This window comes from Bradyrhizobium archetypum (assembly GCF_013114835.1).
GTDB classification, from domain to species: domain Bacteria; phylum Pseudomonadota; class Alphaproteobacteria; order Rhizobiales; family Xanthobacteraceae; genus Bradyrhizobium; species Bradyrhizobium archetypum.
The window spans coordinates 56,372-81,969 of sequence record NZ_JAAVLW010000004.1; the positions used below are offsets into that span (position 1 = coordinate 56,372).

Below are 25,598 nucleotides of genomic sequence, written 5' to 3' on the forward strand. Positions count from 1 at the left end.
ACGTCTTATCAGTGTCCGTCGGGAAAAACACGTGGATGGCGGGGCGTGGGCGAGCGCAAGCGCAAGCGACGCCGCCCTCGGACGGCTGCCTGCCCGACCATGATGACGATAATCGTGAGTTCAGTTCGCCTTTGGCGGCGCTGCGGCGGGCTGGGCGGCGGCTTGCGGGGCGCGGCCGACGATGACGGTGAGCAGGCCCTGGCCCCACAGCTTCCGCGCGGCCTTCCTGGCATCATCAAGCGTGACGGCGTCGACGAGGGCATTGCGCTTCTCGATGTAATCGATCGGCAGCTTGTCGAGCTGGTATTGCAATAGCGCCTGCGCAAGCTTCGAAGAAGTATCGAGCGCCAGCATCTGCGAGCCCTTGAGGTAGGACTTGGCCTCGTCCAGCTCCTTCTGGGTCGGGCCTTCCTCGGCGATGCGACGGATTTCCTTCTCGATCGCGTCGACGGTCTCGCCCGCGCGATCGGCGCGGGTGCCGGTATTGCCGATGAACACGGCGGAGCGATCCATCCAGAGCAGGGATTCATAGACCGAATATGCGAGGCCGCGCTTTTCGCGCACCTCCTTGTAGAGCCGCGATGACAACCCGCCGCCGCCAAGGATGTGGTTCACGACATAGGCGGCCATGAAATCCGGATCGTGGCGGCGAACGCCGGGGCCGCCGAACGTCACCACGGTCTGCGGCACGTCGAGCGGCACGAACGCGCGCTGCGGCGGCCGCGACGCCTCAACCTCTGGCACCGGGACCAGGCTGGCCTTCGCCGGCAGCCCACCGAATGTCTGGTCCAGGAGCTTGCCGAGCGTGTCGGCATCGACATCGCCGACCACAGCGATTCGCAGCGTATCCTTGGCGATCACGCGGCGAACGTAATCTTTCATATCGGCGACGTCGATCTTCGGCACGCTGTCGAGTGTGCCGTTGCCCTGACGGCCATATGGATGATCGCCGAAGGCGACTTCCAGAAATTTGCGGCTCGCCAGCGCAGTCGGGCTGGTGGTGTCGCGTCGCAGCCCGGAGAGCACCTGGGCGCGAATGCGCTCGACGTCGGCGCCGTCGAAACGCGGCGAGGTCAGTGCCAGATGCAAGAGGCCGAAGGCTTCATCCTTGTTATCCTTGAGCATGCGCAGCGAGCCGCGGAAATTATCCCGGGTCGATGAGAAGCTCAGCTCGATTGCGCGCCGCTCAAGGCGTTCGTGAAAGGTCTTGGAATCGAGATCGCCCGAGCCCTCGTCGAGCAGGCCGGCGACCATGTTGCCGACGCCAGATTTGTCCGAAGGGTCCTGGGCGGCGCCGCCGGCGAAGGCATATTCCATCGCGATCAGGGGCACGGTGGCGTCCTGCACGAACCAGGCCTCGATGCCGCCAGGGGAGACCAGCCGCTGGATTTTTGCCGCGGCGTGTGACGGCGTCGCCGCCAGCAACAGCGCCACGGCGCCGACGATCAGGGTGGATCCGAGGCGCTGCGCGGGAATCGAAAAACGGATCACGAGCGCTTCTCCTCGCGTTTCGCTGTCGTATCCTTGATCAGATAGCCGGTTACCGAGCGTTTCTTGTCGAGCCATTTCTGCGCGGCGTCACTTACCTGCTCGGCGGTGACGGCGCGAATCCGGTCCGGCCAGCTCCTGATATCGTCGATCGACAGTCCCGTGGTCAGCGCGCCGCCATACCAGCGTGCCAGCGTGGCCTGGTTGTCCTGCGCGTAGATCGCCTCTGCGATCAACTGGGTCTTGACCCGCTCGAGGTCCTCGGCGCGGGCGGGATTTTGGATCACCTCCGCAATCACGCCGTCAATCACCTGCTCCACTTGCGAAAACTCCACGCCGGGCTTCGGCGAAACCGAGATCGAGAACTGCGTGGGATCCAGCGAGGTGCCCTGATAGCCGGCAGAGGCGCTGATCGCGAGCTGACGATCGATCACCAGTGCGCGATAAAGATAGGAGTTGGAGCCGCCGCCCATCAGTTGCGCGAGCACGTCGAGCGCCGGACCTTCGCCTGCGGCGGCGGTCGCGGAGGAGGGGACGAGGTAGGAGCGGCGCAGGGCGGGCTGCTCGACGCGCGGATCGGACAGAGTCACCGTGCGCGGCGCCGCGGGCACCGGCTCCTGCGGACGGATGCGATGCGCAGCGATGGCCGGCTGCGCGGGGATGCCGCCATAGGCCTTTTCCACCATCGGACGAACTTCCTTGGCATCGACGTCGCCTGCAATCACCAGGATTGCGTTGTTCGGCGCGTAGAAGCGCTTGTAGAACGCCAGCGCATCCTCGCGATCCAGCTTTTCGATTTCCTGCCGCCAGCCGATCACCGGGCGGCCATAGGGATGATTGAGGTATAGCGCGGCCATGATCTGCTCGCTCAGCCGCGCTTCAGGATTATTGGCCACCCGCATGTTAAATTCCTCGAGCACGACATCGCGCTCGGGCAGCACGTTCTCGTCCTTGAGGATGAGGCCTGTCATGCGGTCGGCCTCGAACTCCATCATTTTCGTCAGTTGCTCGCGCGGCACGCGCTGGAAGTAGCCGGTGTAATCGAGCGAGGTGAAGGCATTCTCGTTGCCGCCGATCCGCAGCACGGTCTGCGAAAATTCACCGGCGGGGTGTTTGGCCGTGCCCTTGAACATCAGGTGTTCGAGGAAATGCGCCAGTCCCGATTTGCCCGGAGTCTCGTCGGCGGAGCCGACCTTGTACCAGATCATCTGCGTGACGACGGGTGTACGGTGATCCGGGATCACCACCACCTGCAGGCCGTTGTCGAGGGTGAAGCTGGCGGGACGTTCCGACGTGACCGTGGTCTGGGCAAATGCGCTGCCGGCGGAGAAAGCAAACGTCGAGATGAAAGCTGCAACGAGAGAAACGGCAAAGCGGTGTGAGGACATCATGACCTATCTGGCGCTTGTTCCGCAAAACTGGTTACCGGTCCTGCGGCAGGAATTCGCGCAAAATGTTAGAAGCAACAACCCGACAAAACCGCTCGGGATCAAGCTGCGGCATCGTACACCGCGCCCGTATCGTCCATCCTCACGAAGGCGAGAGATCGGCTTAACTATTCGCCATATTTGCCGGCGGCCGGATTATATTCCTTGTTCAGCGATTCCTTCGGTCCCGTGCCGTAAGCATAGTTCGACGACGGCGTCTGGTAGCCGGGTGGAGGCTGCGTGAGCGATTCCCGCGTCGGCTCGCCCTTGAACGGCGCCGTCTCGGTCTTGTTGCCGCCGAACAGGCCGCTAAAGCCGCCGCTATAGCCGAGTTGCGACGGGCTCAGGATCGGATTGTAGTTCGTGGTGCCGGGCTGGATCGGATCATTGTCCTTGCGCGCGGTCGCCGCAGTCTTGCCGACCGCGAGTTCGGCCGGCGTCAGGATGCGGGACGCCTCACGCGGGTCCTTATTCTCTTTCTTGCGCGCGGCGGCGGCCGCTTTGCGACGCTGCTCGTCGTGGTCCTTCGGCCAGTTCGGCACCTTCGCTTCGGCCGCGGTCTCGGATGGCGGCGGCAAATCGAGCTTCGGGGGAACCACCAGCGGCGAACGCTCGCGGTAGTCGATGCCGCGGTTCTCCATGTTGGTGCCGCCGATGCCGCGCATGATGCCTTCGATGATCTTTTCCTCGAAGGTCTTGTCGTCCTCGTCCTCGTCGTCAGCCGCGCGCACCGGGCCTGCGGCCATCACGAGGCCGACGCCGAGGGCAAAGGCGGCGAACCGCACCGCCCGGCTCAGCGAGCTAGTCTGCACCATCCAGAAGCGGGCTTCGGTCTCGCGCATCGCGCTGTTCCCATTCACAATTTCTGCAACATACGGGCCGGCCTGGGACGCCTGGCGCTCCATGCCGCGAGGGGTTCGTATCGGCCGGGATCAGGGCGCTTTTGCGGCGGGTACCCCGAGGAACGAGTCATACAATAGGCCTGCTACCCCGGCAACAATGGCCACATCCGCGAGATTAAACACGTACCAATTGAAGGTTTTTCCCCCGATCTCGATATGGAACAGGGCGAAATCGACCACCGCGCCATACAGGAAACGGTCGATGCCATTGCCGACCGCGCCGCCGATGATCAGGCCGAGGGCCAGCGTCGCCAGGAGCGTGCTGGAGCGCGCCATCCAGATCCCCAGCACGATCACGGCAATCGCCTTGATTGCCATCAGCGCGATCTGGGTGAGCTGGTTATCGCTCTGAAACCAGCCAAAACTGATTCCGACATTCCAGGCCAGCGCCAGATCGAAGAACGGCGTGACCCGGACCGCGCCGCGATTGGCGAGGTCGAACACATAGAGCAGCCAGAGTTTTGAGGCTTGGTCGATCACCAGCGTCGCGACCGCGGCAATGACGCCGGCGCGAAGATGAGGGCTGCGAGAGTGTTCGAGGCCAGACACTTATCTGGCCTTCTTTTTCTTCTTTTTGGCCTTAGCCGCCGACGCTTTGTTTCCCTGCTTCCTGGGCGCCTTTTTCTTCTTCGCCTTGTTGGCCGCCGTCTTTGTAGATGCCTTTTTAGTCTTCTTCGTTGCCGAGGAAGCTTTCTTGGATTTGGCAGCCTTTTTGGCTTTCTTGGCTATGGCTTTCTTGGCCTTTGCTTTCGCCGCTTTGGCCTTCGTAGTTTTTGCCCTTTTGACATTGGACTTCTTGGCTTCGGCTTCGATAGCCGTCTCGGCTTCGACGGCCTTCTTGGTCGCGGCGACCTTCCTGGCTTTGACCGGTCTTTCGGCTTCCTCAGCCTCCGCGCCTTCCAAAGCCTTCGTTGCTCTCTTGTCAGGTTTGCTCGCGGTCGGCTCTGCTAAGCCAACCTGCTGCGGTGCTTCTTTCGTTCGCCGATCCTGTTCTAACGATTGCTTCTCGACCAATCGGACAGGACTGGCGCGCCCTTCGACGGAATCAACCGGCCTCTCGCCTGCGGCAAGCGCCTTCCATTCCCGCAGGGCCTGTGCGTCACGCGGGGAGACGTCGGGATATTCAGGGTCCTCGCCGACGGTCGGCAGGATCTTCCACGACCGCGCGCATTTGCTACCCACCGCTTTTTCGACCACGACGGCAACGCCCGGCACGTCAGCAAGGGTGAATGCGCTGGCCGGCGCCTCTTCGTTGGTTACCATCGCGTTCGACGTGATGCAGACCTCGGCCAGATCGACGTCGAACAACGTGTTGAAGATGTTCTCATCCGAAACGTAGACTAGCGGCGAAGCCTCCAGTGAGGAGCCGATATTCTTGGCCGCGCGTTCGAGCTCGAGCGCGCCGGTGACGACGCGGCGGACCTCGCGAATGGTCTCCCACTTCGCGGCGAGCTGCTCGTCGCGGAATTGTTCAAGACCATCCGGGAACAGCGTCAGGTGCACCGAGGCTTCCGCATCGGGCTTGTACATCCGCCACGCCTCTTCGCAGGTGAAGCTCAGCGCAGGCGCCAGCCAGCGCAGGATCGCATCGCAGATGATGTCGATCGCGGTCAGCGCCGCCTTGCGCGCGACCGAAGACGGCGGGTCGCAATAGAGCGTGTCCTTGCGGATGTCGAAATAGAACGCCGACAATTCGGCGTTCATGAATGCCGATAGCGTCGCGACTACCGTCTTGTAGTCGAAATCGGCATAGGCCTGGTGCACGATGGAGGCGCGTTTGGCGAGCTCGTGCAGCATCAAGCGTTCGAGCTCGGGCATGTCGGCATGGGCAACCGCGTCGGCCGGATTGAAATGATGTAGCGTGCCGAGCATCCAGCGGATTGAGTTGCGCAGCTTGCGGTAGGTCTCGACGGTGTTCTTGAGGATCTCGGGACCGATGCGCTGGTCGTCGGCATAGTCGGTGGCGCAGACCCAGAGGCGGAGGATATCGGCGCCGGAATCCTTCATCACCTTTTGCGGCTCGACGGTGTTGCCGAGCGACTTCGACATCTTGCGGCCGTTCTCGTCCAGCGTGAAGCCGTGGGTCAGCACCACGTCATATGGCGCGCGGCCGCGGGTGCCGGCGCTTTCCAGCAGCGAGGAATGAAACCAGCCGCGATGCTGGTCGCTTCCCTCGAGATACATCACGGTATCGTCGCCGCCATCGACCTTGCGGACGATGTTGCCGAGATTGGGAAAATTCTGGCGATCCTCCAGCACGAAGGCGTGCGTCGAGCCGGAATCGAACCAGACGTCGAGGATGTCGTCGACCTTGTTCCAGTCTTCGCCGGCGCGATCTCCGAGGAAACGTTCGCGGGCGCCGTCCATGTACCAGGCATCGGCGCCTTCCTCCATGAAGGCTTCGACGATGCGCTGGTTGACGACCTCGTCCTGCAGGATCTCGGCGGAGCCGTCACTCTTCTCGCGCACGAAGACGGCGATCGGCACGCCCCAGGCGCGCTGGCGCGAGATCACCCAGTCCGGGCGGCCGGCGATCATGCCATTGATGCGGTTTTGGCCGGCAGGCGGCACCCACTGCGTTACGGAGATTGCATGCAGCGCGCGGGCGCGGAGCGTGTCGCCGGACTTGGTCTTGCCGTCCGTCGCAATGTCCTTGTCCATCGCGATGAACCATTGCGGCGTGTTGCGGAAGATCACCGGCTTCTTCGAGCGCCAGGAATGCGGATACTGGTGCTTGAGCCGGCCGCGCGCCAAGAGCTTGCCGGCCTCGATCAGCGCCTTGATCACGGCATCGTTGGCGTCGCCCTTCTCGCCCCTGTCGTTGATCACGCGCCTTCCCGTGAAGCCGGGGGCATGGTCGGTGAAGGCGCCATTCTCGTCGACGGTGTACGGGATTGCGGTGTTGATGCCGCGCGGCTCCAGATCGCGCGCGTGTGCCATCCAGACGTCGAAGTCCTCGCGGCCGTGGCCGGGCGCGGTATGGACGAAGCCGGTACCGGTGTCGTCGGTGACGTGGTCGCCGGGTAATAGCGGCACAGTGAATTCGTATCCGCCGTTGAAACCTCTCAAGGGATGGGCGCATTCCACCGCGTCGAGCGTATCTGCCGACAGGTCGCGCAACTTCTCATAAGCGGCGACGCGCGCCTGCTTGAACACTTCTTCCGCGAGCGCATTGGCGAGGATCAGGAGATCACCAGCCTTTGCCCAGTTGTCAGCGGGCGCGTCGGTAACTTTATAGAGCCCATAGGCGATCTTCGGCGAGAACGAGATGGCGCGGTTGCCCGGCAGTGTCCATGGCGTCGTGGTCCAGATCACGACCGACGCCTCGGCTAGTGCGCCATGCGCCGGCGAGGTGACCGGGAATTTCACCCACACCATGTCGGAGGTGTAGTCCTCGTATTCGACCTCGGCCTCTGCCAGCGCGGTCTTCTCGACCACGCTCCACATCACCGGCTTGGAGCCGCGATAGAGCGTGCCGTTGGCGGCGAATTTCATCAGTTCGCGCGCGATCTGGGCTTCGGCCGGATAGCTCATGGTGGCGTAGGGATGATCCCAGTCGCCGATGATGCCGAGCCGCTTGAACTCTTCCCGCTGTACGTTGAGCCAGTGGGTTGCATAGGCGCGGCACTCCTTGCGGAACGCCACCATGGCCGTGGAATCGCGGAAGTCCGGCTTCGGCTTCCCCTTGGCGCGATAGTTCTCTTCCTCGATCTTCCACTCGATCGGCAGGCCGTGACAGTCCCAGCCCGGCACGTAGTTGGAATCAAAGCCGAGCATCTGCTGGCTCTTGGTCACCACGTCCTTGAGGATCTTGTTTAGGGCGTGGCCGATATGGATGTTACCGTTGGCGTAGGGCGGGCCGTCATGCAGCACGAATTTGGCACGGCCCTGCGCGCTCTCGCGCAGCTTCCCATAGAGGTCGATCTCGTTCCAGTATTTGAGGATCTCCGGCTCGCGCTGGGGCAGGCCGGCGCGCATCGGGAATGCCGTCTGCGGCAGGAACAGGGTTTTCGAATAGTCTGATACGTCGGACTTTTGCGGGTTTTGGGACATGAATGCTCTGGTTTGGCTCGAAGACGGCGCTGACGCGGGGGAATAGCGGCTGAAACAGGAAAATCCCGGTCTTGCGCCGAGCGAACGCTCAGGCGGAAGCCGGGCTCCTAATGCTGATGGTGCGCCGCGCAAACATGGGGCTTTCCATAGCAGGGGGCTGCGAAAATCGCAAAGCCCGCTGGAGGCGCGGCATCACGTGCGCCGTAGCCGGGCCGGGTTTCCGGCGACGGTGACGCCTGGGGCGACGTCCCGTGTGACCACGCTGCCGGCGCCGATCACCGCGCCGTCGCCGACCGTGACGCCGGGCAGGATGATGGCGCCGCCGCCGATCCAGACGTCGCTGCCGATCCGCACCGGGCGACCGAATTCGAGACCGGTCCGTCGCGTTTCGGCGTCGCGTGGGTGGTCGGCGGCGTAGATTTGCGTCGCCGGTCCGATCTGGGTGCGGTCGCCGATGACGACCTCGACCACGTCGAGGATGACGCAGTTGAAGTTGAGAAACACCTCGTGGCCGAGCCGGATGTTGTAGCCGTAATCGCAAAAGAATGGCGGACGGATCACCGCGCCGGTGCCGACGCGGCCCAGATGGGCCGATAACAGGGCGTGACGTTCGGCCACGGGGGCTGCGAGCGCCGCATTGTAGCGCGCGAGCCAGGCCTTGTTGGCGGCGGCATCCGCCTGCAGTTCGGGATCTCCAGGGCGATAGAGTTCGCCCGCCAGCATTTTCTGCTTTTCGGTCCTGCTCAACCGATCACTCCAAGCTTCGGAAACGCGTCGGGCGCCGCGGCTAGCCGCGCGCGGGCGCGGGCGCTGTCGTCGTCCATCTGCCGTATCAAGGCGTCGATCGAGTCGAATTTAAGTTCGTCGCGGATGAAGCCGATGAAGGCGACGTCGATCACATTGCCATAGAGATCGCCCTTGAAGTCGAACAGGAACACTTCCAAGAGCGGCGCGCCATTGTCGAAGGTCGGGCGCCGGCCGAAGCTGGCGACTCCGTCGAACCGTTCGGCACCGCGGCCGACCCGCACTGCATAGATGCCGTGCTTGAGGCTGCAATTCTTGTCGAGGCGGATATTGGCGGTGGGATAGCCGAGGTCACGGCCGCGCTTGTCGCCGTGGATCACTGCGCCGCTCACGAACCACGGTCCGCCCAGCATGGCGGTCGCTTCATCAATCTGGCCCTCCGCCAGTGCCATACGGATCGCGCTCGAGGACACCGGCCGCTCCTCGATATCGACATGGGCCTGGACGTCGACCTCGATGCCGAGCCGCGGCCCCTCGCTGACCAGAAGGCTCGGCGAGCCGGCACGGCCCTTGCCGAAATGAAAGTCGTAGCCGACGGCAATGCCGCTGACGCCGAGGCGCCCGATCAGGTCGTGGTGAATGAAATCTTGCGCCGAGGTTCCGGCCCGGGCCTTGTCGAAGGTCATCACGACCGCGCCGGCCAAGCCCGTCGCCGCCAGCAACCGCAGCTTGTTGGTCTCGTCGGAAAGCCGGAATTGCGGGCTGTTCGGACTGAAAAAGCTGCGCGGATGCGGCTCGAACGTAACGGCAAGGGCCGGTTTGCCGTGGGCGCGGCCCATCCGCAAGGCAGCGTCGATCACGGCCCGGTGGCCCAGATGGACGCCGTCGAAATTGCCCATGGCGACCACCGCACCCCGGGGGATCTCGGCGGCCGGGGTGGTATCTCGGATAACGGTAAAACCAGTTGTCATTTAGGGATTCTTCAGGAATTCGTAGGGCTCGATGAACGCGGCGGGACCGTGACGCGGCGGCGCCGTGGAAGTCAAGCGGGCGGATCGAGCCAAAACGGACGTATCCGGCGCCGCCCGGTTAACGGGCTGTTTAACGGCTGATGCTAGAGGTTGGCGGAAGGACTGCGGGTCCCGCAGGCCTGTCGATTTTTTGTGGCGTCAGCGTTGAGTGGGGGAAAAGATGGCGGTTGATTTGTCCATGCCGGTTCTGGTGGTTGATGATTACAGCACCATGATCCGCATCATCCGAAATCTTTTGAAGCAGCTCGGCTTCGACAACATCGACGACGCCAGCGACGGCTCGGCCGCGCTGAACAAGATGCGCAGCAAGAAATACGGGCTCGTGATCTCCGACTGGAACATGGAGCCGATGACCGGCTACGACCTGCTCAAGGAAGTCCGCGCCGATCCCAATCTGGCCACCACGCCCTTCATCATGATCACGGCAGAATCCAAGACCGAGAACGTGATCGCGGCCAAGAAGGCCGGCGTGAACAATTATATCGTCAAGCCGTTCAATGCGGCGACGTTGAAAACCAAGATCGAAGCGGTCTTCCCGGACATGGCGACGGCGTAAGGTTTCGCGTCCCGGACGCGGTGCAGCGCCTCTTTGGCGATGCGCCGCAGAGCCGGGACCTATTGCATCCACCCACGATGGACCCCGGATCAGCAGCGCACCACAATAGCGCGTCGAAGACGCGCGTGAACCCGCTTATGGCGCTGCGCTGCGTCCGGGGAACGCGCGTCTACCACCGCAGCTCGCGCATCAGCGCGCGGGGCGGGTGGCCGAACAGCTCCTTCACCGAGGCCGGATCGAGCTGGTCGATGCCCTCGAATTCCTCGGAATGGATGCCGCGGGTGAGGAAAAGGCAATCGATCCCGAAGCCGTGCGCGCCGGTGAGATCGGTCCGCACCGAATCACCGATCGCCAGCACACGGTCGAGCGGCGCCGGATGGCCGCGACGCTCGGCGGCCAACGCCATCGCACGTTCATAGATTGGGCGGTGCGGCTTGCCGTAGAAGATCGCCTCGCCGCCGAGCTCGCGATAGAGCTCGGCGATCGCGCCCGCACAATAGATCAGCCGGTCGCCGCGTTCGACGACTATATCCGGGTTGGCGCAAACCAGCGGCAGCTTGTGCTCGCGCGCCTGCAGCATCATCGCGCGATAGTCTTCCGCCGTCTCGGTTTCGTCGTCGAACAGGCCGGTGCAGATGATGTAGTCGGCCTGCTCCAGTGGCGCCATCACGGCGTTGAGCCCGCGATGGATCGATGAGTCCCGCTCCGGGCCGATCCAGTAAATCTTCTTGCCGGGGTGATCGGCGACGAAGTGCCGCGTCAGATCGCCGGACGAGACGATCGCGTCGTAGGTTTGGTCGGCGACGCCGAGCTTGCGCAACTGACGCTGCACGGAATCGGCCGGCCGCGGCGCGTTGGTGATCATGATGACGATACCGCCGCGCCGGCGGTAGGTGTGCAGCGCCTCGCACGCTTCGGGGAAGGACTCCAGCCCGTTATGCACGACGCCCCAGATGTCCGAGAGGACGACCTCGACGCCATCCACGAGGTCGCGCAGCCGCTCGACGAACCGCAATGAAGTCATGATTTCCGATGCCTGTTAGCCCGGGCCTGCGGCACGGCGCACCAGCGCGGCATTGCCGGTCGCCCGGGCCGGGGGCTGCAAGGGCTGGCTTGCCATCGGAACGGGGGTGCTGGAACCATTGGGAGTGCCGGATTCCTTATTCGCTGTCGTCCCGCCGGTAGCAGATGCCCCCTCGGGCCGCAACGGCCGCGGCGGCGCAAACAGAAAGCCCTGGCCAAAGCGCACGTCATAGTCGAGCAGGTCCACGACCGCGCGCTCACCCTCGATCTTTTCGGCGATCAGGTCGATGCCGAAGCGGCCCAGCAGATCGGAAAGGTCGGATGGGTGGATATCCGAGCTCGAGCTCTGCTTGGGATCGAGCAGCAAGGCCGCCGGCACCTTGATGAAACGAACGCCGCGGTCGGCGAGCTCGCGCGGCTCGACCCTGAGATCGGTGACGTGATCGATCGAGAAACGGTAGCCGCGCTGCGATAGCGCGGCGAGATGCTCGATTTCGATCGGTCCGAGACGGCGGAACATTGCCTGCTTGAATTCGAGCACAAAGGACGGCGCCAGCGCCCGATTGGCTTCGAGGAAATCGAGGCACTGCGCGAAATTGACGGGATTGCCGAGGGTGGCCGCCGAAACGTTGCAGAACACGCCGACGTCCTTGTTGCGCACCATCAGGCGGCGCAACACCTGGACACAGCGCAGCATCACCATGTGATCGATCTTGCCGATCAGTCCGCCGGTTTCGGCGGTGGCGATGAAATCGTCGGCGGCGATGATCTGGTCCTTCTCGTCGCGTAGCCGAGTCACCGCCTCGTAGAACCGCACCTTGCGCTGCGGCAGCGTCACCATGGGCTGCAGGTAGATGTCGAGCCGGTTTTCCTCGATAGCGTTCTTTACCGCGGCAAGTAGGTGCGGCTGGCCACGCGAAGCGGCGTCCGCGGCAACCGCAGCCGCAACCGGCGCGGGCCGGACGGCAGGTGCCATGGGCGGCGCGGCGATCGCCGGCTCGTTCTGCGGTTCGGGCTCCTGCCTGTCGGCCGGAGCGGAAGCCGCCGCCGCGCCCGCGGCCAGCAGATCTTCATGGCTCGCCACCGAGACGGCCAATTGCTTGACCAGCACGCCGAGTTCGTTGATTTCGCCGAGAACGGCCTGGATGCGGTCAGAGCTTGCGGAGTTCGCCGATACAACCCGCCCCTCGACGGCGGCGAGCCGGCGACCGAATTCGGCGACCTGCCGGGCGAGGTCGGCGGTGCCGCGGGAAAGATCGGCGATCTGGCCACCGACGTCGGAGCGGTCGCGCAGCCGCATCGACACGGCATTGTAGAGGATCAGGAAGGTCAGCGCGGTGAGCGCCACGATCGCGGATTCGGTGCCGTTGAAGCCTGCCAGCGCATGGAGCGCGAGCCCGAGGGAGGCTGCAACCAGGACCATGCAGATGGCGATGAAAATCGTCGAAATGCGAATCATGTCGCGCGCTATGCCTTCAGGTCCGAACTGTCTTGACTCCGGGAAAACACGGAAGTTTCAGGCGCCGTCGAACTTGCGCTCGCCCAAGCCCAGCAACCTTAGCATTAATGTTGATTCGCAGAGCTAGTGTTCTTTGGACAGTGGACGGAATTGGAACGTCGCGTGTCCCGAACGCGGTGCAGCCTAGGCGATGCGCTGCATCGTCCGGTAACGTTGCCCCGCAGAGCCGGAACCCATGTCAGGAACCCGAAGTGCCGCGGAATGGGCCCGGGCTCAAGGCCGGGCACGAGGCGTGAGTCTTACGTGACCGCCCGGATGACCTTGCCGACCTTGTCCATGATCTCGCCGATCTGCTCTTCAGTGACGATCAGGGGCGGGGTCAGCGCCAGCGTGTCACCGACGGCGCGGAGCATGATGTCATTGTCATGGAAGGCGCTGTTGAGCCCGGCAAAGCCGCGCTTGCCTATCCCGTCCGCAGACGGCGCGAGGTCAATGCCGGCGGTCAAACCGATGGTGCGGATGTCGAGCACGTTGGGCAAGTCCTTCAGCGACATCACGGCGTCAGCGAATTTTGCCTCGAGCTTGTTGGCCCGCTCGAACAGCTTCTCGTCGCGGTAGATATCGAGGGTGGCAAGAGCTGCGGCGCAAGCGAGCGGATGCGCCGAATAGGTGTAGCCATGGGTCAGCTCGACCATGTGCTCGGGTCCGGTCATGAAGGCGTCATGGATGGTGTCGCGCACCAGCACGCCGCCCATCGGGGCCGCACCATTGGTGACACCCTTGGCGAAGGTCAGCATGTCCGGCAGCACGCCGTAGCGCTCGGCTGCAAAGGCGAAGCCGAGCCGGCCGAAGCCGGTGATCACCTCGTCGAAGATCAGGAGGATACCGTGCTTCTGGGTGATCTCGCGCAGCCGCTTGAGATAGCCCTTCGGCGCCGCCAGCACGCCGGTCGATCCTGCCATCGGCTCGACGATCACGGCGGCGATGGTGTTGGCGCCATGCAGATTGACGAGGTCCTCCAGCGCATCGGCGAAATGCGCACCATATTCCGGCTCTCCCTTGGTGAACGCCTGCTTCTCGCGGTCATAGGTCGCCGGCAGATGGTCGACGCCGGACAGCAGCGAGCCGAAGATCTTGCGGTTGCCGACGATACCGCCAACGGCCGTGCCGCCAAAGCCGACGCCGTGATAGCCGCGCACGCGGCCGATCAGGCGCGAACGGGCGCCCTGACCGTTGATCTGGTGATAGGCGAGCGCGATCTTCAGCGCGGTATCCGCCGCCTCCGACCCGGAGTTGCAGAAGAAAACGTGGTCAAGGCCCTTCGGCGCCAGCTCGGCGATGCGGCTGGCAAGCTCGAACGCCTGCGGGATGCCGAACTGGAATGGTGGCGCGTAGTCCAGCGTCGCGGCCATCTTGGCGATGGCGTCCGAAATTTGCGTGCGGCCGTGGCCGGCATTGGTGCACCACATGCCGGCAGCGGCGTCGAGGATCTTGCGGCCGTCGACGGTGAAGTAATGCATGTCCTTGGCGCCGGCGAGCAGCCGCGGATTCTTCTTGAACGCCCGGTTCGCGGTGAACGGCATCCAATGCGCGGCGAGATCGTTCGGAACAGCTACAGGAGTCGGGTGGGGGCTCTTGTCCAGCATGGGAGGCCTCTTTGATGTTTGAAGCGTTCTGCTGACGTCAAACTATCAGTTTCGCCCCGGGACGGGAACGCCGGTGCGCCGTGATATTTCCGCGCAATTATTCAGAGATCGGCCGCGGCAATCCAGAATACTTCGCCCTCGGAATCCTCGGTGTCGAGCCAGAGCAGCGGCAGTTGCGGATAGGTCGCTTCGAGTTGCGGGCGGCACCGGCCGATCTCGCATAACAGCCCGCCCTGTGGGTTGAGGTGCGCGGCGGCCTCGTCGAGGATGCGGCGGACAATGTCGAGCCCGTCGGTGCCGCCGTCGAGGGCGAGTTTCGGCTCGGCGCGGCATTCGCGCGGCAGGCCGGCCATGCCATCGGCGTCGACATAGGGTGGATTGGAAATGATGAGGTCGTAGCGCTTGCCGCCAAGCGGCTCGAACAGATCGCCGCGGTACAGCGTGAGCCGGTCCTGAAGCCCGTAATTGCCGACATTGCGCGCGGCGACCTCGAGCGCATCCTTTGAAATGTCCACCGCGTCGATTTCGGCATTCGGAAAATTCCGGCTGGCCAGAATGGCAAGGCAGCCCGAGCCGGTGCAGAGGTCGAGCACGCTTTCCACCGCGCGCGGCTCCGAAATCAGCGAGCCGGCCTCCTCGTCGCCGTCGCCGCCGAAATGCTGGTCGAGCAATTCGCCGATGAAGGAGCGCGGCACGATGGTGCGTTCGTCGACATAGAAGGGAAGGCCGCGCATGTAGATCTTATTGACGAGATAGGCAGCGGGTTTTCGCGTCATCACGCGGCGCCCGATCAGGTCGAGAATCTTACGGCCTTCGGCTGCGGTGACGCGCGCGGTTGCAAACGTCTCGAACTGGTCGGGATGCAGATGCAGCGCCTCGCAGACCAGGAAGGCGGCCTCGGCAACCGGATCGGTGGTGCCGTGCGCAAAAACCAGCTCGGCCTCGGCGAAGCGGCTGACGGCGTAGCGGACGAAATCGATGAGCGTCAGCAGTTCGCCCGCGCCGATCTTGGCCAGTTTCGTTTGGCGAGCACCGCGCTTTGCCGCCGGTTTTCCAGCTTTGGCCATCAGGATTTGGTCCAGCGCGCGGCGGCAACATCATCGTGGTCGCGTGCCTCGATCCAGCTCGTGCCTTTTTCGCTTTCCTCGCGTTTCCAGAACGGCGCGCTGGTCTTCAGGTAGTCCATCAGGAATTCCGCCGCTTCAAAGGCTGCCTCCCGATGCGGCGATGCGGTCACTACCAGCACGATGTTCTCGCCCGGCGCGATGCGGCCGAACCGATGAATGATGGTGAGACCCTGCAACAGCCAGCGCGACAGCGCCTCGTCAGCGTGACGCCCGATCTCGGCTTCGGCCATGCCGGGATAATGTTCGAGTGTCAGCGCTGCGATCGGCTCGCCGTTCTCGCTGCCGCGGCAGATGCCGCTGAACGTGACGACGGCGCCAATGTCGGTGCGGCCTCTGGTGAGCGCCGCGATTTCCTGCGCAACGTCGAAGTTGCCTTCCTGGATACGGATCGTGGCGGTGACAGACATGGTTGAGGTCAGCCGCCGGTCATCGGCGGGAAGAACGCAATCTCGCGTGCGCCGGATATCGCGGCGTCCGCCTTGACATGGGCGTGGTCGATCGCGGCGCGGATCACCTTCGGCTTTTCGAAGGCGTAGGCATAGGCGTCGCCGCGCTGGGAAAGCCAGCCGATCAAGTCGTCCACTGTGCGCACGTCGGCCGGCGGCTCGATGATCTCTTCCGCCACACCGATACGCTCGCGCACCCAGGCGAAATATTTGACCTTCATCCCTCATCCTCCTTGATGAGGTGATGGATGCCGGCGCGGAAATAATCCCAGCCGGTGTAGATCGTGAAGATCGCCGACATCCACAGCAGGACGATGCCGATCAGGGTGGTCGCGGGCAGCAACTGCTCGCCCGCTTCGCCTGCAATCAGGAAGCCGATCGCGACCAGCTGGATCGTGGTTTTCCACTTCGCCAGCTTGGTCACGGGTACACTGACCCGCAACGCCGCCAGATATTCCCTCAAGCCCGAGACCAGGATTTCACGGCACAGGATCACGATGGCCGCCCACAGCGTCCAGCCATGGATGCTGCTATCGGCTGCCAGCATCAAGAGGCAGGACGCGACCAGGAGCTTGTCGGCGATCGGATCGAGCATCCGGCCAAACGCGGACTGCTGGTCCCAAATTCGCGCATAGTAGCCATCGAGGTAGTCCGTCACCGCGGCGGCAATGAAGACGGCCAGGGCCACCCAGCGCAGCCAAAGCGGCCCGTCGAGGATTGATTGGGCAAAAACGCAGCCGACCACCACCGGAATGGCGGCAATGCGGGCGTAGGTCAGGATATTCGGTATCGACAGGGTTTTGCCCTGTCCCCTGGTTGTTGCGATGTTCATCCGTCTTACCAATACCGCTGGAGCGTGAAGGTCAACCATGCAGACCTAGATCATCTGTCGCAGGCGACGCCCAAATGACATGCCTTCCGGCTCAAAGTCCCTAACCCGGCTGAGCATGGAAGAACTCGAAGATCTTGCGGGCGCTTTCGGCGCTAACGCCCGGAACTTTGCCGAGGTCCGCGATCGAGGCCCGCTCGATCTCCTTCAGCGTTCCGAAGTGATGCAGCAAGGCACGTTTGCGTGACGGGCCGATGCCCGGAATTTCCTGCAGGCCGGCTTCCCTGATGTCTTTTTTCCGCAGCTTGCGGTGCGAGCCGATCACGAAGCGATGTGCCTCGTCGCGCAGCCGCTGAATGAAATATAGCACCGGATCCCGCGGTTCGAGCTTGATGGCCTCGCGGCCCGGCATGAACAGCGTCTCCCGGCCGGCATCGCGGTCAGGACCTTTCGCCACCGCCATCAGCGAGACCTGGGTCAGCCCCAGGCCTGCGAAAATCTCGCTGACGGCGTTGAGCTGGCCGCGGCCGCCGTCGATGATGACGAGGTCAGGCCATTGCGGAAACGAATCATCGTCGGCCTTGACCTTGGCCGCGTCGCCCTCCGGCGGCTTCAACAGCCGCTTGAAGCGGCGTTCCAGCACCTCGCGCATCATCGCATAATCGTCGCCGGGCGTCAGTCCCTCGGACTTGATGTTGAACTTACGGTACTGGTTTTTGATGAAGCCATCCGGCCCCGCCACAATCATAGCACCGACTGCGTTGGTGCCCTGGATGTGGCTGTTGTCGTAGACCTCGATGCGCTTGGGCACCTGTGGCAGCCCGAGCGTGCCGGCCATCGCTTCCAGGAGTCGGCTCTGCGTCGCCGTATCAGCGAGCTTGCGGCCAAGTGCTTCGCGCGCATTGGTCAGTGCGTGCGTGACTAATTCCTTTTTCTCGCCGCGCTTCGGCACGGAGATTTCAACTTTGTAACCGGCCTTCACGCAGAGGGCGTCGGCCAGCAGCGCGCATTCCTCGATGTCATGCGACAGCAGGATGAGTTTCGGCGGCGGCTTGTCGTCGTAGAACTGCGCGAGGAACGAGGCCAGCACCTCCTCCGGCGTGAACGACTTCTCCGCGCGCGGAAAATAAGCGCGGTTGCCCCAGTTCTGGCCGGTGCGGAAGAAGAACACTTCGACACAGGAATAGCCGCCTTCCTGATGGATGGCGAACACGTCTGCCTCTTCCACGGTGCGCGGATTGATGCCCTGCTGCGACTGGATTGCGGACAGCGCGGCGAGGCGGTCGCGATAGAGCGCGGCGGTCTCGAATTCGAGTTCGTTCGACGCCTTCTCCATCTCGGCGGCGAGCAGCTCCTTCACCGCGTGGCTTCGGCCGGACAGGAAATCGGTCGCCTCGCGCACCAGCTCGCTATAGCCTGGGAAGTCGATCTCGCGGGTGCAGGGGCCGGAGCAGCGACGGATCTGATAGAGCAGGCACGGCCGCGTGCGGCTCTCGAAAAAGCCGTCGGTGCAGGAGCGGATCAGGAAGGCGCGCTGTAGCGCCGTAATCGTACGATTGACGGCGCCTGCGGATGCGAACGGCCCGAAATATCGGCCTGGCCTGGTTTGCGCGCCGCGATGTTTGAGGATCTGCGGCGCCCAATGGTCGCCGGTGATCAGGATATAGGGAAACGACTTGTCGTCGCGCAGTTGCACGTTGAAGCGCGGACGCAGCTGCTTGATCAGGTTCGCTTCCAGCAGCAGCGCTTCGGTTTCGGTCGTGGTCGAGACGATCTCGACGGTTACCGTTGCCGCAATCATCCGCAGGATGCGCGCCGGCAGCGGGGCGTTGGCGCGGGCGTAGGAGGTGAGTCGCTTGCGGACGCTTTTCGCTTTGCCGACGTACAGCACGTCGCCTGCGGCATTGAGCATGCGATAGACACCGGGCGAGGTCGGCGCCAGCCGCACCGCGTTTTCGATGGCCGCGTGGCCGACCGCCAGCGGGCCTTCGGCAATCGCATCAGAGGGCTCCTCAGGACTTTCCGGCAGGCGCGCCTCGTCGTCCTCCTCGGCGGCCGTTGTCGCGGGATCGAGGTCGGCAGGGGGCAGGTCTTGCGGCGGCAAATCCGGCTGGGAACCCCGCCGCGCCTTGCGTAGGGGCTTCGGGTGGTCGGTAGAATCGTGATCCATGTCCGTAAATTAAGCGCTGCAAGGCGGCATCGCCAGCGCCGCTGGCGCGCTCTCCCCGGCAGACGCCGGTAACGCTTCCTTAAGACTGATGAGCGGGCGGTAAACCGGCTTAACAGGCCTTTAACTTAAAACTCTCGATAAATCTTAGCGAAAAAGTGGAGTTCCGTAACCAGGCCGGTTTCTCGCGCGGCGTGGTCGCGGCAGTTGCGTGGGGTTGCGTGATGGGCAGGTTGGTGTTGAGCGCGTTGGCGCTGATCGCTGCAGGCTGGACCATGTCGGCAGGGGCCGCCGACCTCTACGGATCGCGCGCGCCCTATACCGTCAACCAGCCGCTCAACGCCTATAGCTGGGCCGGTCCCTATCTCGGCGGCAACCTCGGCTACGCCTGGGGCTCGGTCGCCAACAATCCGACCAAGCCGTCGGGTTTCGTCGGCGGCGTCCAAGCCGGCTACAATTGGCAGAGCGGGTCGTTTGTGTTCGGTCTTGAAGGTGACATCCAGGTGACCGGCGCCGAAGAAACCTTCGCGCCGTGGAAATTCTCCAACCCCTGGTTCGGCACGGTTCGCGGCCGCGCCGGTTTCGCCTTCAACAACGTTCTGTTCTTTGGTACGGGTGGTCTCGCTTTCGGCGAGCTGCGCGCCACGACGTTCGGCCTGACCGAATCCCATACCAATGCGGGCTGGACATTAGGCGCCGGCGCCGAGATGGGCCTTGCGCCCGACTGGAGCGCCAAGATCGAATATCTCTATGTCGATCTGGCCAACAGCAACTTCGTCATGACAGGCGCGTCGAATGGCTATCGGTTCGGCCTGATACGGGCCGGGATAAATTATCGCTTCTGAGAACAAAGAAACTGTCGACTACCACCTCCCGGCGGCGGAAAGCCGCCGGGATTTTTTTTGCGTTGCTGGCTTATTGCACGCCGCTGGCGGATCGTTTGCGGATTTTGGAGGCCGGCCATCCGGCCGCGCAGGCAACCAACCGCGAAATGCTGGCCGCGGCAACGATTGCCGTGCCGGAATCCTTGACTTGCGTCGCGGTGGATTTCGAACGTGAAACGTTGTCTGAAAGGCTCGAAGCTGCGGGCTTCGACGCCAAACGATCGGCGCCGCGCGGCTACATCATCACGCATCGACGCTTTGAGCGGCGATGCCGCCCCAGCCGAACCATTGCACGCAAAAAAGTCCGTTTCAGACGTGAGCGTCAGCTCACGATGAAATCACCAGGTTGACCGCCTTGGGGCCTTTGCCCTTCTTGTCCGGTTCGACCTCGAACGTAATGCGCTGTCCTTCTGTCAGATCCTTCAATCCGGCCCGCTCGACGGCGGTGATGTGCACGAACACATCGCGGCCGCCATCATCGGGCTTGATGAAGCCGTAGCCGCGTTCTCCATTGAAGAACTTGACTGTTCCAGTCATGGCCATCGGGAAACTCCTCCCCCGTATTGCTCCGCCGCTACGCGCATCTCGCGTATCGGCTGACCGGACATTCGCTGCCGGAAGCTTGGCCACCTCAGCCGATCGGGTTCACGCCGCCGACCGACCAGGATTTTTCTTCGGCCTTGATCACTCCGCCGCAACCATTCGCGGAAGCGGAACGTAAAGCCAGTCCCAATGGCCTGAGCATAATACGGTTTTACGCGAATTGCCTACGGCGATTCGCACTTTTCACCGGCTGTGCGGCTACCCTCAGGGCTTGGGCGTCTCCAGCCTGAACCGGCCGGCGCCGCCCTGGCCGAGCGGCTTTTCGAGCTCGGGTAGAATTGTCTTCAATTCACCCGCCAGCGTCCAGGGCGGGTTGACGATCAGGAGGCCGGTAGAGGCGAGGGGACCGCCGGGCTCCTGCGGCGCGACGCTGAATTCGAGCCGCAGGCATTTCCCGGCCGGCTTGCTGGCGGCGGCGGCGCCCGCGACCAGCCGCGCCAGGGCGTCTGTGGCGCGCCGGCTCTTCACCGGATACCAGATCAAATAGCTGCCGGTCGGCCATTTCGCGTAGGCTTCGGCGAATCCGGCCGCCAGCCTTTCGAATTCGTCCTTCTGCTCGAACGCGGGATCGATCAGCACCAAACCGCGCCGCTCATTGGGCGGCACGAAAGCCGGCAGTGCAGTCCAGCCGTCGAGATCCACCACCCGGGCCTGGCTGTCGCGGCGCAGTGCATCGATCAGTTGCTTGCGGGCGCCGGGCTCGATTTCGCAGGCCGTTAGACGGTCTTGCGGCCGCAACAGGGCGCGGGCGATCAAGGGCGACCCGGGGTAGGCGTCGAGTTTGCCCGGCGCGTTGAATGCCCTGACGATATCGAGGTAGGGGGCCACAAGCGACAGCACATTTTCCGAAAACCGTGCCTGCATCACCCGCGCAATGCCGGTCAGCCATTCGCCGCCGCGGCGCGCTTCCTCACCTGTGAGGTCATAGCGCCCAGCGCCGGCATGGGTATCGATGACGCGAAACGGCGCCTGCTTCTCCTGCAGATAGGTCACCATGCGCACCAGCACGATGTGCTTGATGACATCGGCAAAGCCGCCGGCGTGAAAGGCATGTCGGTAATTCATGGCAGTCGGCCGACCAGTTGGAGAAGACGAAAGCGTCTTCTACTCGTCATGGCCAGGCTTGTCCCGCTCGCAAACGTCGCCGGATCAGGCGAAATGGCAATGATGCGTTGGCGCAGAGGGAAGTCCCGGCCATCCACGCGTCTTGCAGATGACGATAAAGCCGTGGATGGCCGGGAACGCAGACAACCTCGGGCAGTCTGCGCAAAGCGGGCCGCCATGCCCTGGCATGGCGGAAAGGCTCTTCAGCCGCCCCGCACCGGCGGCATCACCACTTCGTCACGCCGGCAGGCGCGGCGGTCAATTTCCTCGCAGGCGCGGAATTGCATGTCCTTGCTCAGGCAGATCCGCACCTCGCTCAGGCGCCGGCTCGAGCAGGTCACCGAGATCGCCGAACTGCTCAGGCCCGGGTTGATCTTGATGAAGGCCGTTTCGAGATCGCCGGGAGCGATGGTCTTTTCTTCGGACAATTGCAGGAATTCCTCGGGGATCTTCACCGCGGCCCGCGCTTTGCGGATGCCCTCGAAATAGGCTCGTGCGCCGAGGCCCGAACAGGTGCCGTGCTTGTCCCACTCGTTGAAGATCAGGCCGGGCGCCGGCATCAGGTCCAGCATGGAGGTCATGATGTTGCGATCGAGCCGCGGGGCAGGCCGCTGGCAGTATTCGGGAAAGCCGCGCTCATATTGCGGCCACAGCCCGTGAACCACGAAGGAATAGGGACGGCTGCATTGGGCCTGCGAACGTCCGCTATTGCCGCGCTCGGCCGCCGCCTCGCAGAACGAGGGCGACCATGAAAGGGCGAGAACATAAAAATCGAACTCGCCCGGGGCGTTCTGCCGGCGGTCCTGTGCGGACGCCATCGCGGCAAAGACGACAACAAGAGCCAGCGAAATCAGAAGCCGCGACATAATGGACCGGTGCATCGATGCCCCTTCTACTCAACTACCGGGAGCCTAGCAGGGAACCGGAACATTTCAAGAACAAAATTCGATGATCCCGCAGACAGGCTGCGAGGAGCTTGGTCGCATGGCGCGATTGGCTGGATTAGGGCCGGGCGGCCCGGCAGCGCGGGCCATAGGCCCAGTTGCGATCGAGCCCGGTCACGCACCATTCGACACCCTGGCCGAAGCCGGCGAAGCCACCATCCTCAATGATCGAGTAGTGCACGGAGCGCATCTTGCCGTCGCTCAGCATCACGTCGCCGCTGCAGTAGCGGCGCGGAATGTTGTCGGACTGCCAGGGCCGAAACGCCGTCTCATGGATCCGGCCAAAGCCGGTAATGACAAGCGCCGAATTCCAGAACTTGCCCTCTTTCTCCTGGAATTGTGACGCGATGGTCGACAGTGCCCGCTCGCATTCGGCGACCCCGCCGTCATAGCGCGGCCCGGACAGCCAGAAATTCAATTCCAGGGGATTGGCCGCCTGGACGGCATGGCTGGAGACCAGCAGGGCGAGCGCCGCCGTCATCAGACCGAGTGCTCTCAATGATGTGAACAGGTTGCGCATGGGAATCCGCCGGTAAGCCAACGCACGGGACGGTGCCGCGAAGCCCCGACAAGGTCAAGTGCAGGGGGGCAACACCTGACGGCCAAGTCCGCCTCGTGCTGCAACCATTCTTTTCACGGCCGTCGGCGCACACTATGGTGGGCTTCGAGCGAAACGGAGTCTGCGATGCGAAGAATTCTGGCCGCGAGCCTGATTGCCATGAGCGGAATGCTGGCCGGGGCGCCGGCGCAGGCGCAGTGGTGGGATATCGACACGGTGCCGGCCTTCAAGGGCAATGACACCGGCGGCATCATCGCCTATCAGCTGGCGATGCAGGCCGATGCCCGCCAGCTCGCCGTCGATCACTGCTCCCGCTACGGCAAGGTGGTGAAATTCCTCGGCGTGCAGCCCAACTATGGCGGTTATCTTTCCTTTGCCTGCCGCTGGGTGCCCTATGGTGCAGCCGAGCGGCCGCTGCGCACGCTTTACTGACCGCGACCCGCTACCTTTCCCCGCTGGACATGCTTTTGCCACGCAAAGCGTGTGTTCACTCTGCGCGCGCACGAAAGCGTTGACAGTTCAGCGGAGCACACGCATGAGACGACTGCTTATTGTATCCTGGTCGACCGTTGGCCTGCTTGCCCTGCTGCCGGCGAGCGGCGCCGCTGCCGTAGAGCTGCCGGTGCGCAAGGCCGGCCTGTGGGAGATGAAGGTGGTGAGCACGGATTCGCCATCGCCCGATATGACGATGCAGCAATGCACCGATGAGACCACCGACAAGGACATGAGCACCGCCATGTCGCCGATGGCCAAGCAGATTTGCTCGAAGCAAGACATCCAGAAGACCGCGACTGGCTACGTCACCGATTCCGTCTGCGGCATGGCCGGCATCACGGTCAAGTCACGTGCCGAAATCACCGGTGACTTCAATTCCGCCTACACCGTGAAATCGACATCGCACAGCGAGGGCGGCATCGCCGGTGCTCCGCGCGATACCACCACGACGATCGAGGCCAAATGGATCGGCGCCTGTAAGGCCGATCAGAAGCCCGGCGACATCATGATGCCCGGCGGTATGAAGATGAATATCAAGGACATGGAAAAGCTGAAGGCGCTGATCCCAAAGAAGTAGCTCCGTTCATAGCGATTGCAGTCAGGCCACATGGTTCGAGACGCGCAGCTTTGCTGCGCTCCTCACATGAGGAGATAGATCCTTAGCCTGAGGAGCGCGACTTCGCGCGTCTCGAAGGATGAAGGCCCGGATCTCTCGAAAATCTACACCGGCACCCTGACTGCCGCGCGCAATCCGCCCATTGGGCTGTCGCTGAGCGTAATGTCGCCTCCATGCGAGCGCGCGATGTCGCGGGCGATGGCGAGCCCCAGGCCGGTGCCGCCCTCGTCCTGGTTTCGGGCGTCGTCGAGCCGCAGGAATGGCTTGAACACCTCCTCGCGCATGTTGGCGGGAATGCCTGGGCCGTCGTCATCGACCGTCACTGTCAGATAGCGGTGATCGCGATGGCCGGTGATGGCGACCGTCCTGGCGTAGCGCGCCGCATTGGAGACGAGGTTGGCGATGCAGCGCTTGAACGAGGCTGGTTTCACCGTCACGACTGGCAGGCCGTGGAACGTCACCGTTGCCGTATGGCCGTGGCGTTCGGCATCGCTGCGCAATTCTTCCAGCGCCATCGCCATATCGGTCGGTTGCGCGATCTCGCCGCTGTCGCCCCGTGCGAAGGCAAGATAGGCCTCCAGCATGCCCGACATTTCGTCGACATCCTTGCGCATGCCGTCGACTTCCGGGCTGTCGCCGATCAGCGCAAGCTCGAGCTTGAAGCGGGTCAGGATAGTGCGCAGGTCGTGGCTGACGCCGGCGAGCATCGCGGTGCGCTGATCGATCGAACGTTCGACGCGCGCCTTCATCTCCAGGAACGCCTGTGCCGCCTGCCGCACCTCGCGCGCGCCGCGCGGCCGGAAGTTCGGCACCTCGCGGCCCTTGCCAAAGCTTTCGGCGGCTTCCGCCAGCCGCAGGATCGGCCTGATCTGGTTGCGCAGGAACAAGACCGCGACGATCAGCAGGATCGAGGAGGTGCCGAGCATCCAGAAAATGAAGATCTCCGAATTGGAGGCATAGGCTGCGCTGCGCTGTGCGAATACGCGCATCACGGCATCGTCGAGCTGGATACGGATTTCGACCAGATTGGATTTGCCGACGGTGTCGATCCAGAACGGACGGCCGATCTGCCGGCCGAGCTGCACCGACAAGGTCTGGTCGAGCAGCGAGAAGAACGGTTTTGGTCCGGGCTGCGGCATGTCGCCGACGGGAAGGAAATCGACGACCAATTGCAACCGCTGCCCGATGCGGCGCAACTGCGCGCGGTCCTTGTCCTGCGGAAATGCCTTGTAGACGTCGATCAGGCTGGCGATGTCCTGCACCACGGCAGCCGACAGGCGCCGCGTCACCGTGTTCCAGTGGCGCTCCATGAACACGAACGCGACCACCGTCTGCAGGATCACCATCGGCACGATCATAATCAGCAGCGCCCGCGCATAGAGGCCGGTCGGCATCCAGCCTTTGAACGCGTTCCCCATCCAGCCATTGGCCTTGGAGACGCGTTGCGACGCATTGCGGATGAAGGTCAGGCCGGTATCGAGCGTGCTCATCAGTT

At 63.4% G+C, this 25,598-nt stretch carries 24 protein-coding genes and 1 pseudogene; 5 read left to right on the plus strand and 20 right to left on the minus strand.

The window, feature by feature from the left end; all coding sequences use genetic code 11:
* Positions 1 to 120: 120 nt before the first annotated feature.
* The 7 genes and pseudogenes from HCN50_RS12970 to HCN50_RS13000 form a co-directional block, all read right to left on the minus strand.
* Positions 121 to 1,449 (minus strand): M16 family metallopeptidase, encoded by a 1,329-nt coding sequence (locus HCN50_RS12970; RefSeq protein WP_376700287.1) that lies wholly within the window; start codon positions 1,447 to 1,449, stop codon positions 121 to 123.
* Between the two features lie 38 nt (positions 1,450 to 1,487).
* Entirely contained in the window at positions 1,488 to 2,879 is a 1,392-nt protein-coding gene (locus HCN50_RS12975) for a M16 family metallopeptidase (protein WP_376700282.1), read from the minus strand.
* 164 nt (positions 2,880 to 3,043) lie between these two features.
* On the minus strand, positions 3,044 to 3,757 hold the full coding sequence (locus HCN50_RS12980) for a hypothetical protein (RefSeq protein WP_171710069.1): 714 nt from the start codon (positions 3,755 to 3,757) through the stop codon (positions 3,044 to 3,046).
* Positions 3,758 to 3,847: 90 nt separating this feature from the next.
* Positions 3,848 to 4,366: a signal peptidase II gene (gene lspA, locus HCN50_RS12985; RefSeq protein WP_171710070.1), complete on the minus strand. Its 519-nt coding sequence runs from the start codon at positions 4,364 to 4,366 to the stop codon at positions 3,848 to 3,850.
* 519 nt (positions 4,367 to 4,885) lie between these two features.
* Positions 4,886 to 7,870 (minus strand): annotated as a pseudogene (ileS, locus tag HCN50_RS12990) (isoleucine--tRNA ligase); the annotation flags it as partial.
* A 192-nt stretch (positions 7,871 to 8,062) separates the two neighbouring features.
* Positions 8,063 to 8,617 carry a sugar O-acetyltransferase gene (locus HCN50_RS12995; RefSeq protein WP_171710071.1) on the minus strand — a complete coding sequence of 185 codons (555 nt, stop codon included), beginning with the start codon at positions 8,615 to 8,617 and terminating at the stop codon, positions 8,063 to 8,065.
* A complete protein-coding gene (locus HCN50_RS13000) occupies positions 8,614 to 9,585 on the minus strand; it encodes a bifunctional riboflavin kinase/FAD synthetase (RefSeq protein WP_171710072.1) in 972 nt (323 codons plus the stop codon). The genes HCN50_RS12995 and HCN50_RS13000 overlap by 4 nt, the downstream gene beginning before the upstream one ends.
* A gap of 220 nt (positions 9,586 to 9,805) precedes the next feature.
* Here HCN50_RS13000 and HCN50_RS13005 point away from each other — a divergent pair, with 220 nt between their 5' ends.
* The gene (locus tag HCN50_RS13005) at positions 9,806 to 10,201 is read left to right on the plus strand and encodes a response regulator (protein ID WP_028350718.1); all 396 of its coding nucleotides are present in this window, start codon (positions 9,806 to 9,808) and stop codon (positions 10,199 to 10,201) included.
* Positions 10,202 to 10,370: 169 nt separating this feature from the next.
* Here the strand turns inward: HCN50_RS13005 and HCN50_RS13010 are convergent, their stop codons facing one another.
* The 8 genes from HCN50_RS13010 to uvrC form a co-directional block, all read right to left on the minus strand.
* Entirely contained in the window at positions 10,371 to 11,225 is an 855-nt protein-coding gene (locus HCN50_RS13010) for a TIGR01459 family HAD-type hydrolase (protein ID WP_171710073.1), read from the minus strand.
* A 15-nt stretch (positions 11,226 to 11,240) separates the two neighbouring features.
* The gene (locus HCN50_RS13015) at positions 11,241 to 12,683 is read right to left on the minus strand and encodes an EAL domain-containing protein (RefSeq protein ID WP_171710074.1); all 1,443 of its coding nucleotides are present in this window, start codon (positions 12,681 to 12,683) and stop codon (positions 11,241 to 11,243) included.
* Between the two features lie 299 nt (positions 12,684 to 12,982).
* Positions 12,983 to 14,329 carry an omega-aminotransferase AptA gene (gene aptA / locus HCN50_RS13020; protein ID WP_171710075.1) on the minus strand — a complete coding sequence of 449 codons (1,347 nt, stop codon included), beginning with the start codon at positions 14,327 to 14,329 and terminating at the stop codon, positions 12,983 to 12,985.
* A gap of 101 nt (positions 14,330 to 14,430) precedes the next feature.
* Positions 14,431 to 15,396, minus strand: coding sequence for a 50S ribosomal protein L3 N(5)-glutamine methyltransferase (gene prmB / locus HCN50_RS13025; protein ID WP_171710076.1), 966 nt, complete (start codon positions 15,394 to 15,396; stop codon positions 14,431 to 14,433).
* Positions 15,396 to 15,863 carry a molybdenum cofactor biosynthesis protein MoaE gene (locus tag HCN50_RS13030; protein WP_171710077.1) on the minus strand — a complete coding sequence of 156 codons (468 nt, stop codon included), beginning with the start codon at positions 15,861 to 15,863 and terminating at the stop codon, positions 15,396 to 15,398. Before HCN50_RS13030 ends, prmB begins: the two co-directional genes overlap by 1 nt.
* Before the next feature lie 8 nt (positions 15,864 to 15,871).
* On the minus strand, positions 15,872 to 16,123 hold the full coding sequence (moaD, locus tag HCN50_RS13035; RefSeq protein ID WP_171710078.1) for a molybdopterin converting factor subunit 1: 252 nt from the start codon (positions 16,121 to 16,123) through the stop codon (positions 15,872 to 15,874).
* Positions 16,120 to 16,734 (minus strand): CDP-diacylglycerol--glycerol-3-phosphate 3-phosphatidyltransferase, encoded by a 615-nt coding sequence (gene pgsA / locus HCN50_RS13040; protein WP_171710079.1) that lies wholly within the window; start codon positions 16,732 to 16,734, stop codon positions 16,120 to 16,122. The genes moaD and pgsA overlap by 4 nt, the downstream gene beginning before the upstream one ends.
* Positions 16,735 to 16,834: 100 nt before the next feature.
* Positions 16,835 to 18,901 carry an excinuclease ABC subunit UvrC gene (gene uvrC / locus HCN50_RS13045; protein WP_171710080.1) on the minus strand — a complete coding sequence of 689 codons (2,067 nt, stop codon included), beginning with the start codon at positions 18,899 to 18,901 and terminating at the stop codon, positions 16,835 to 16,837.
* 221 nt (positions 18,902 to 19,122) lie between these two features.
* Here uvrC and HCN50_RS13050 point away from each other — a divergent pair, with 221 nt between their 5' ends.
* Complete coding sequence (locus tag HCN50_RS13050) at positions 19,123 to 19,743, plus strand: outer membrane protein (protein ID WP_171710644.1); 621 nt, start codon at positions 19,123 to 19,125, stop codon at positions 19,741 to 19,743.
* Between the two features lie 62 nt (positions 19,744 to 19,805).
* Complete coding sequence (locus HCN50_RS13055; RefSeq protein ID WP_171710081.1) at positions 19,806 to 20,132, plus strand: class I SAM-dependent methyltransferase; 327 nt, start codon at positions 19,806 to 19,808, stop codon at positions 20,130 to 20,132.
* Here the strand turns inward: HCN50_RS13055 and HCN50_RS13060 are convergent.
* From HCN50_RS13060 to HCN50_RS13075, 4 genes are all read right to left on the minus strand, one after another.
* On the minus strand, positions 20,110 to 20,325 hold the full coding sequence (locus HCN50_RS13060; RefSeq protein WP_028350729.1) for a cold-shock protein: 216 nt from the start codon (positions 20,323 to 20,325) through the stop codon (positions 20,110 to 20,112). The genes HCN50_RS13055 and HCN50_RS13060 overlap by 23 nt on opposite strands.
* A gap of 264 nt (positions 20,326 to 20,589) precedes the next feature.
* On the minus strand, positions 20,590 to 21,450 hold the full coding sequence (locus HCN50_RS13065; RefSeq protein ID WP_171710082.1) for a 23S rRNA (adenine(2030)-N(6))-methyltransferase RlmJ: 861 nt from the start codon (positions 21,448 to 21,450) through the stop codon (positions 20,590 to 20,592).
* 242 nt (positions 21,451 to 21,692) lie between these two features.
* Entirely contained in the window at positions 21,693 to 22,370 is a 678-nt protein-coding gene (locus HCN50_RS13070; RefSeq protein ID WP_171710083.1) for a ribonuclease T2 family protein, read from the minus strand.
* A 121-nt stretch (positions 22,371 to 22,491) separates the two neighbouring features.
* On the minus strand, positions 22,492 to 22,953 hold the full coding sequence (locus tag HCN50_RS13075) for a hypothetical protein (protein ID WP_171710084.1): 462 nt from the start codon (positions 22,951 to 22,953) through the stop codon (positions 22,492 to 22,494).
* Positions 22,954 to 23,118: 165 nt separating this feature from the next.
* Between HCN50_RS13075 and HCN50_RS13080 the strand changes: the two genes are divergently transcribed.
* Together HCN50_RS13080 and HCN50_RS13085 are read left to right on the plus strand one after the other, a co-directional pair.
* The gene (locus HCN50_RS13080; protein WP_171710085.1) at positions 23,119 to 23,424 is read left to right on the plus strand and encodes a hypothetical protein; all 306 of its coding nucleotides are present in this window, start codon (positions 23,119 to 23,121) and stop codon (positions 23,422 to 23,424) included.
* Positions 23,425 to 23,527: 103 nt separating this feature from the next.
* On the plus strand, positions 23,528 to 24,064 hold the full coding sequence (locus tag HCN50_RS13085; protein WP_171710086.1) for a DUF3617 domain-containing protein: 537 nt from the start codon (positions 23,528 to 23,530) through the stop codon (positions 24,062 to 24,064).
* A gap of 143 nt (positions 24,065 to 24,207) precedes the next feature.
* Here the strand turns inward: HCN50_RS13085 and HCN50_RS13090 are convergent, their stop codons facing one another.
* The gene (locus HCN50_RS13090) at positions 24,208 to 25,593 is read right to left on the minus strand and encodes an ATP-binding protein (protein WP_171710087.1); all 1,386 of its coding nucleotides are present in this window, start codon (positions 25,591 to 25,593) and stop codon (positions 24,208 to 24,210) included.
* Positions 25,594 to 25,598 lie beyond the last annotated feature (5 nt).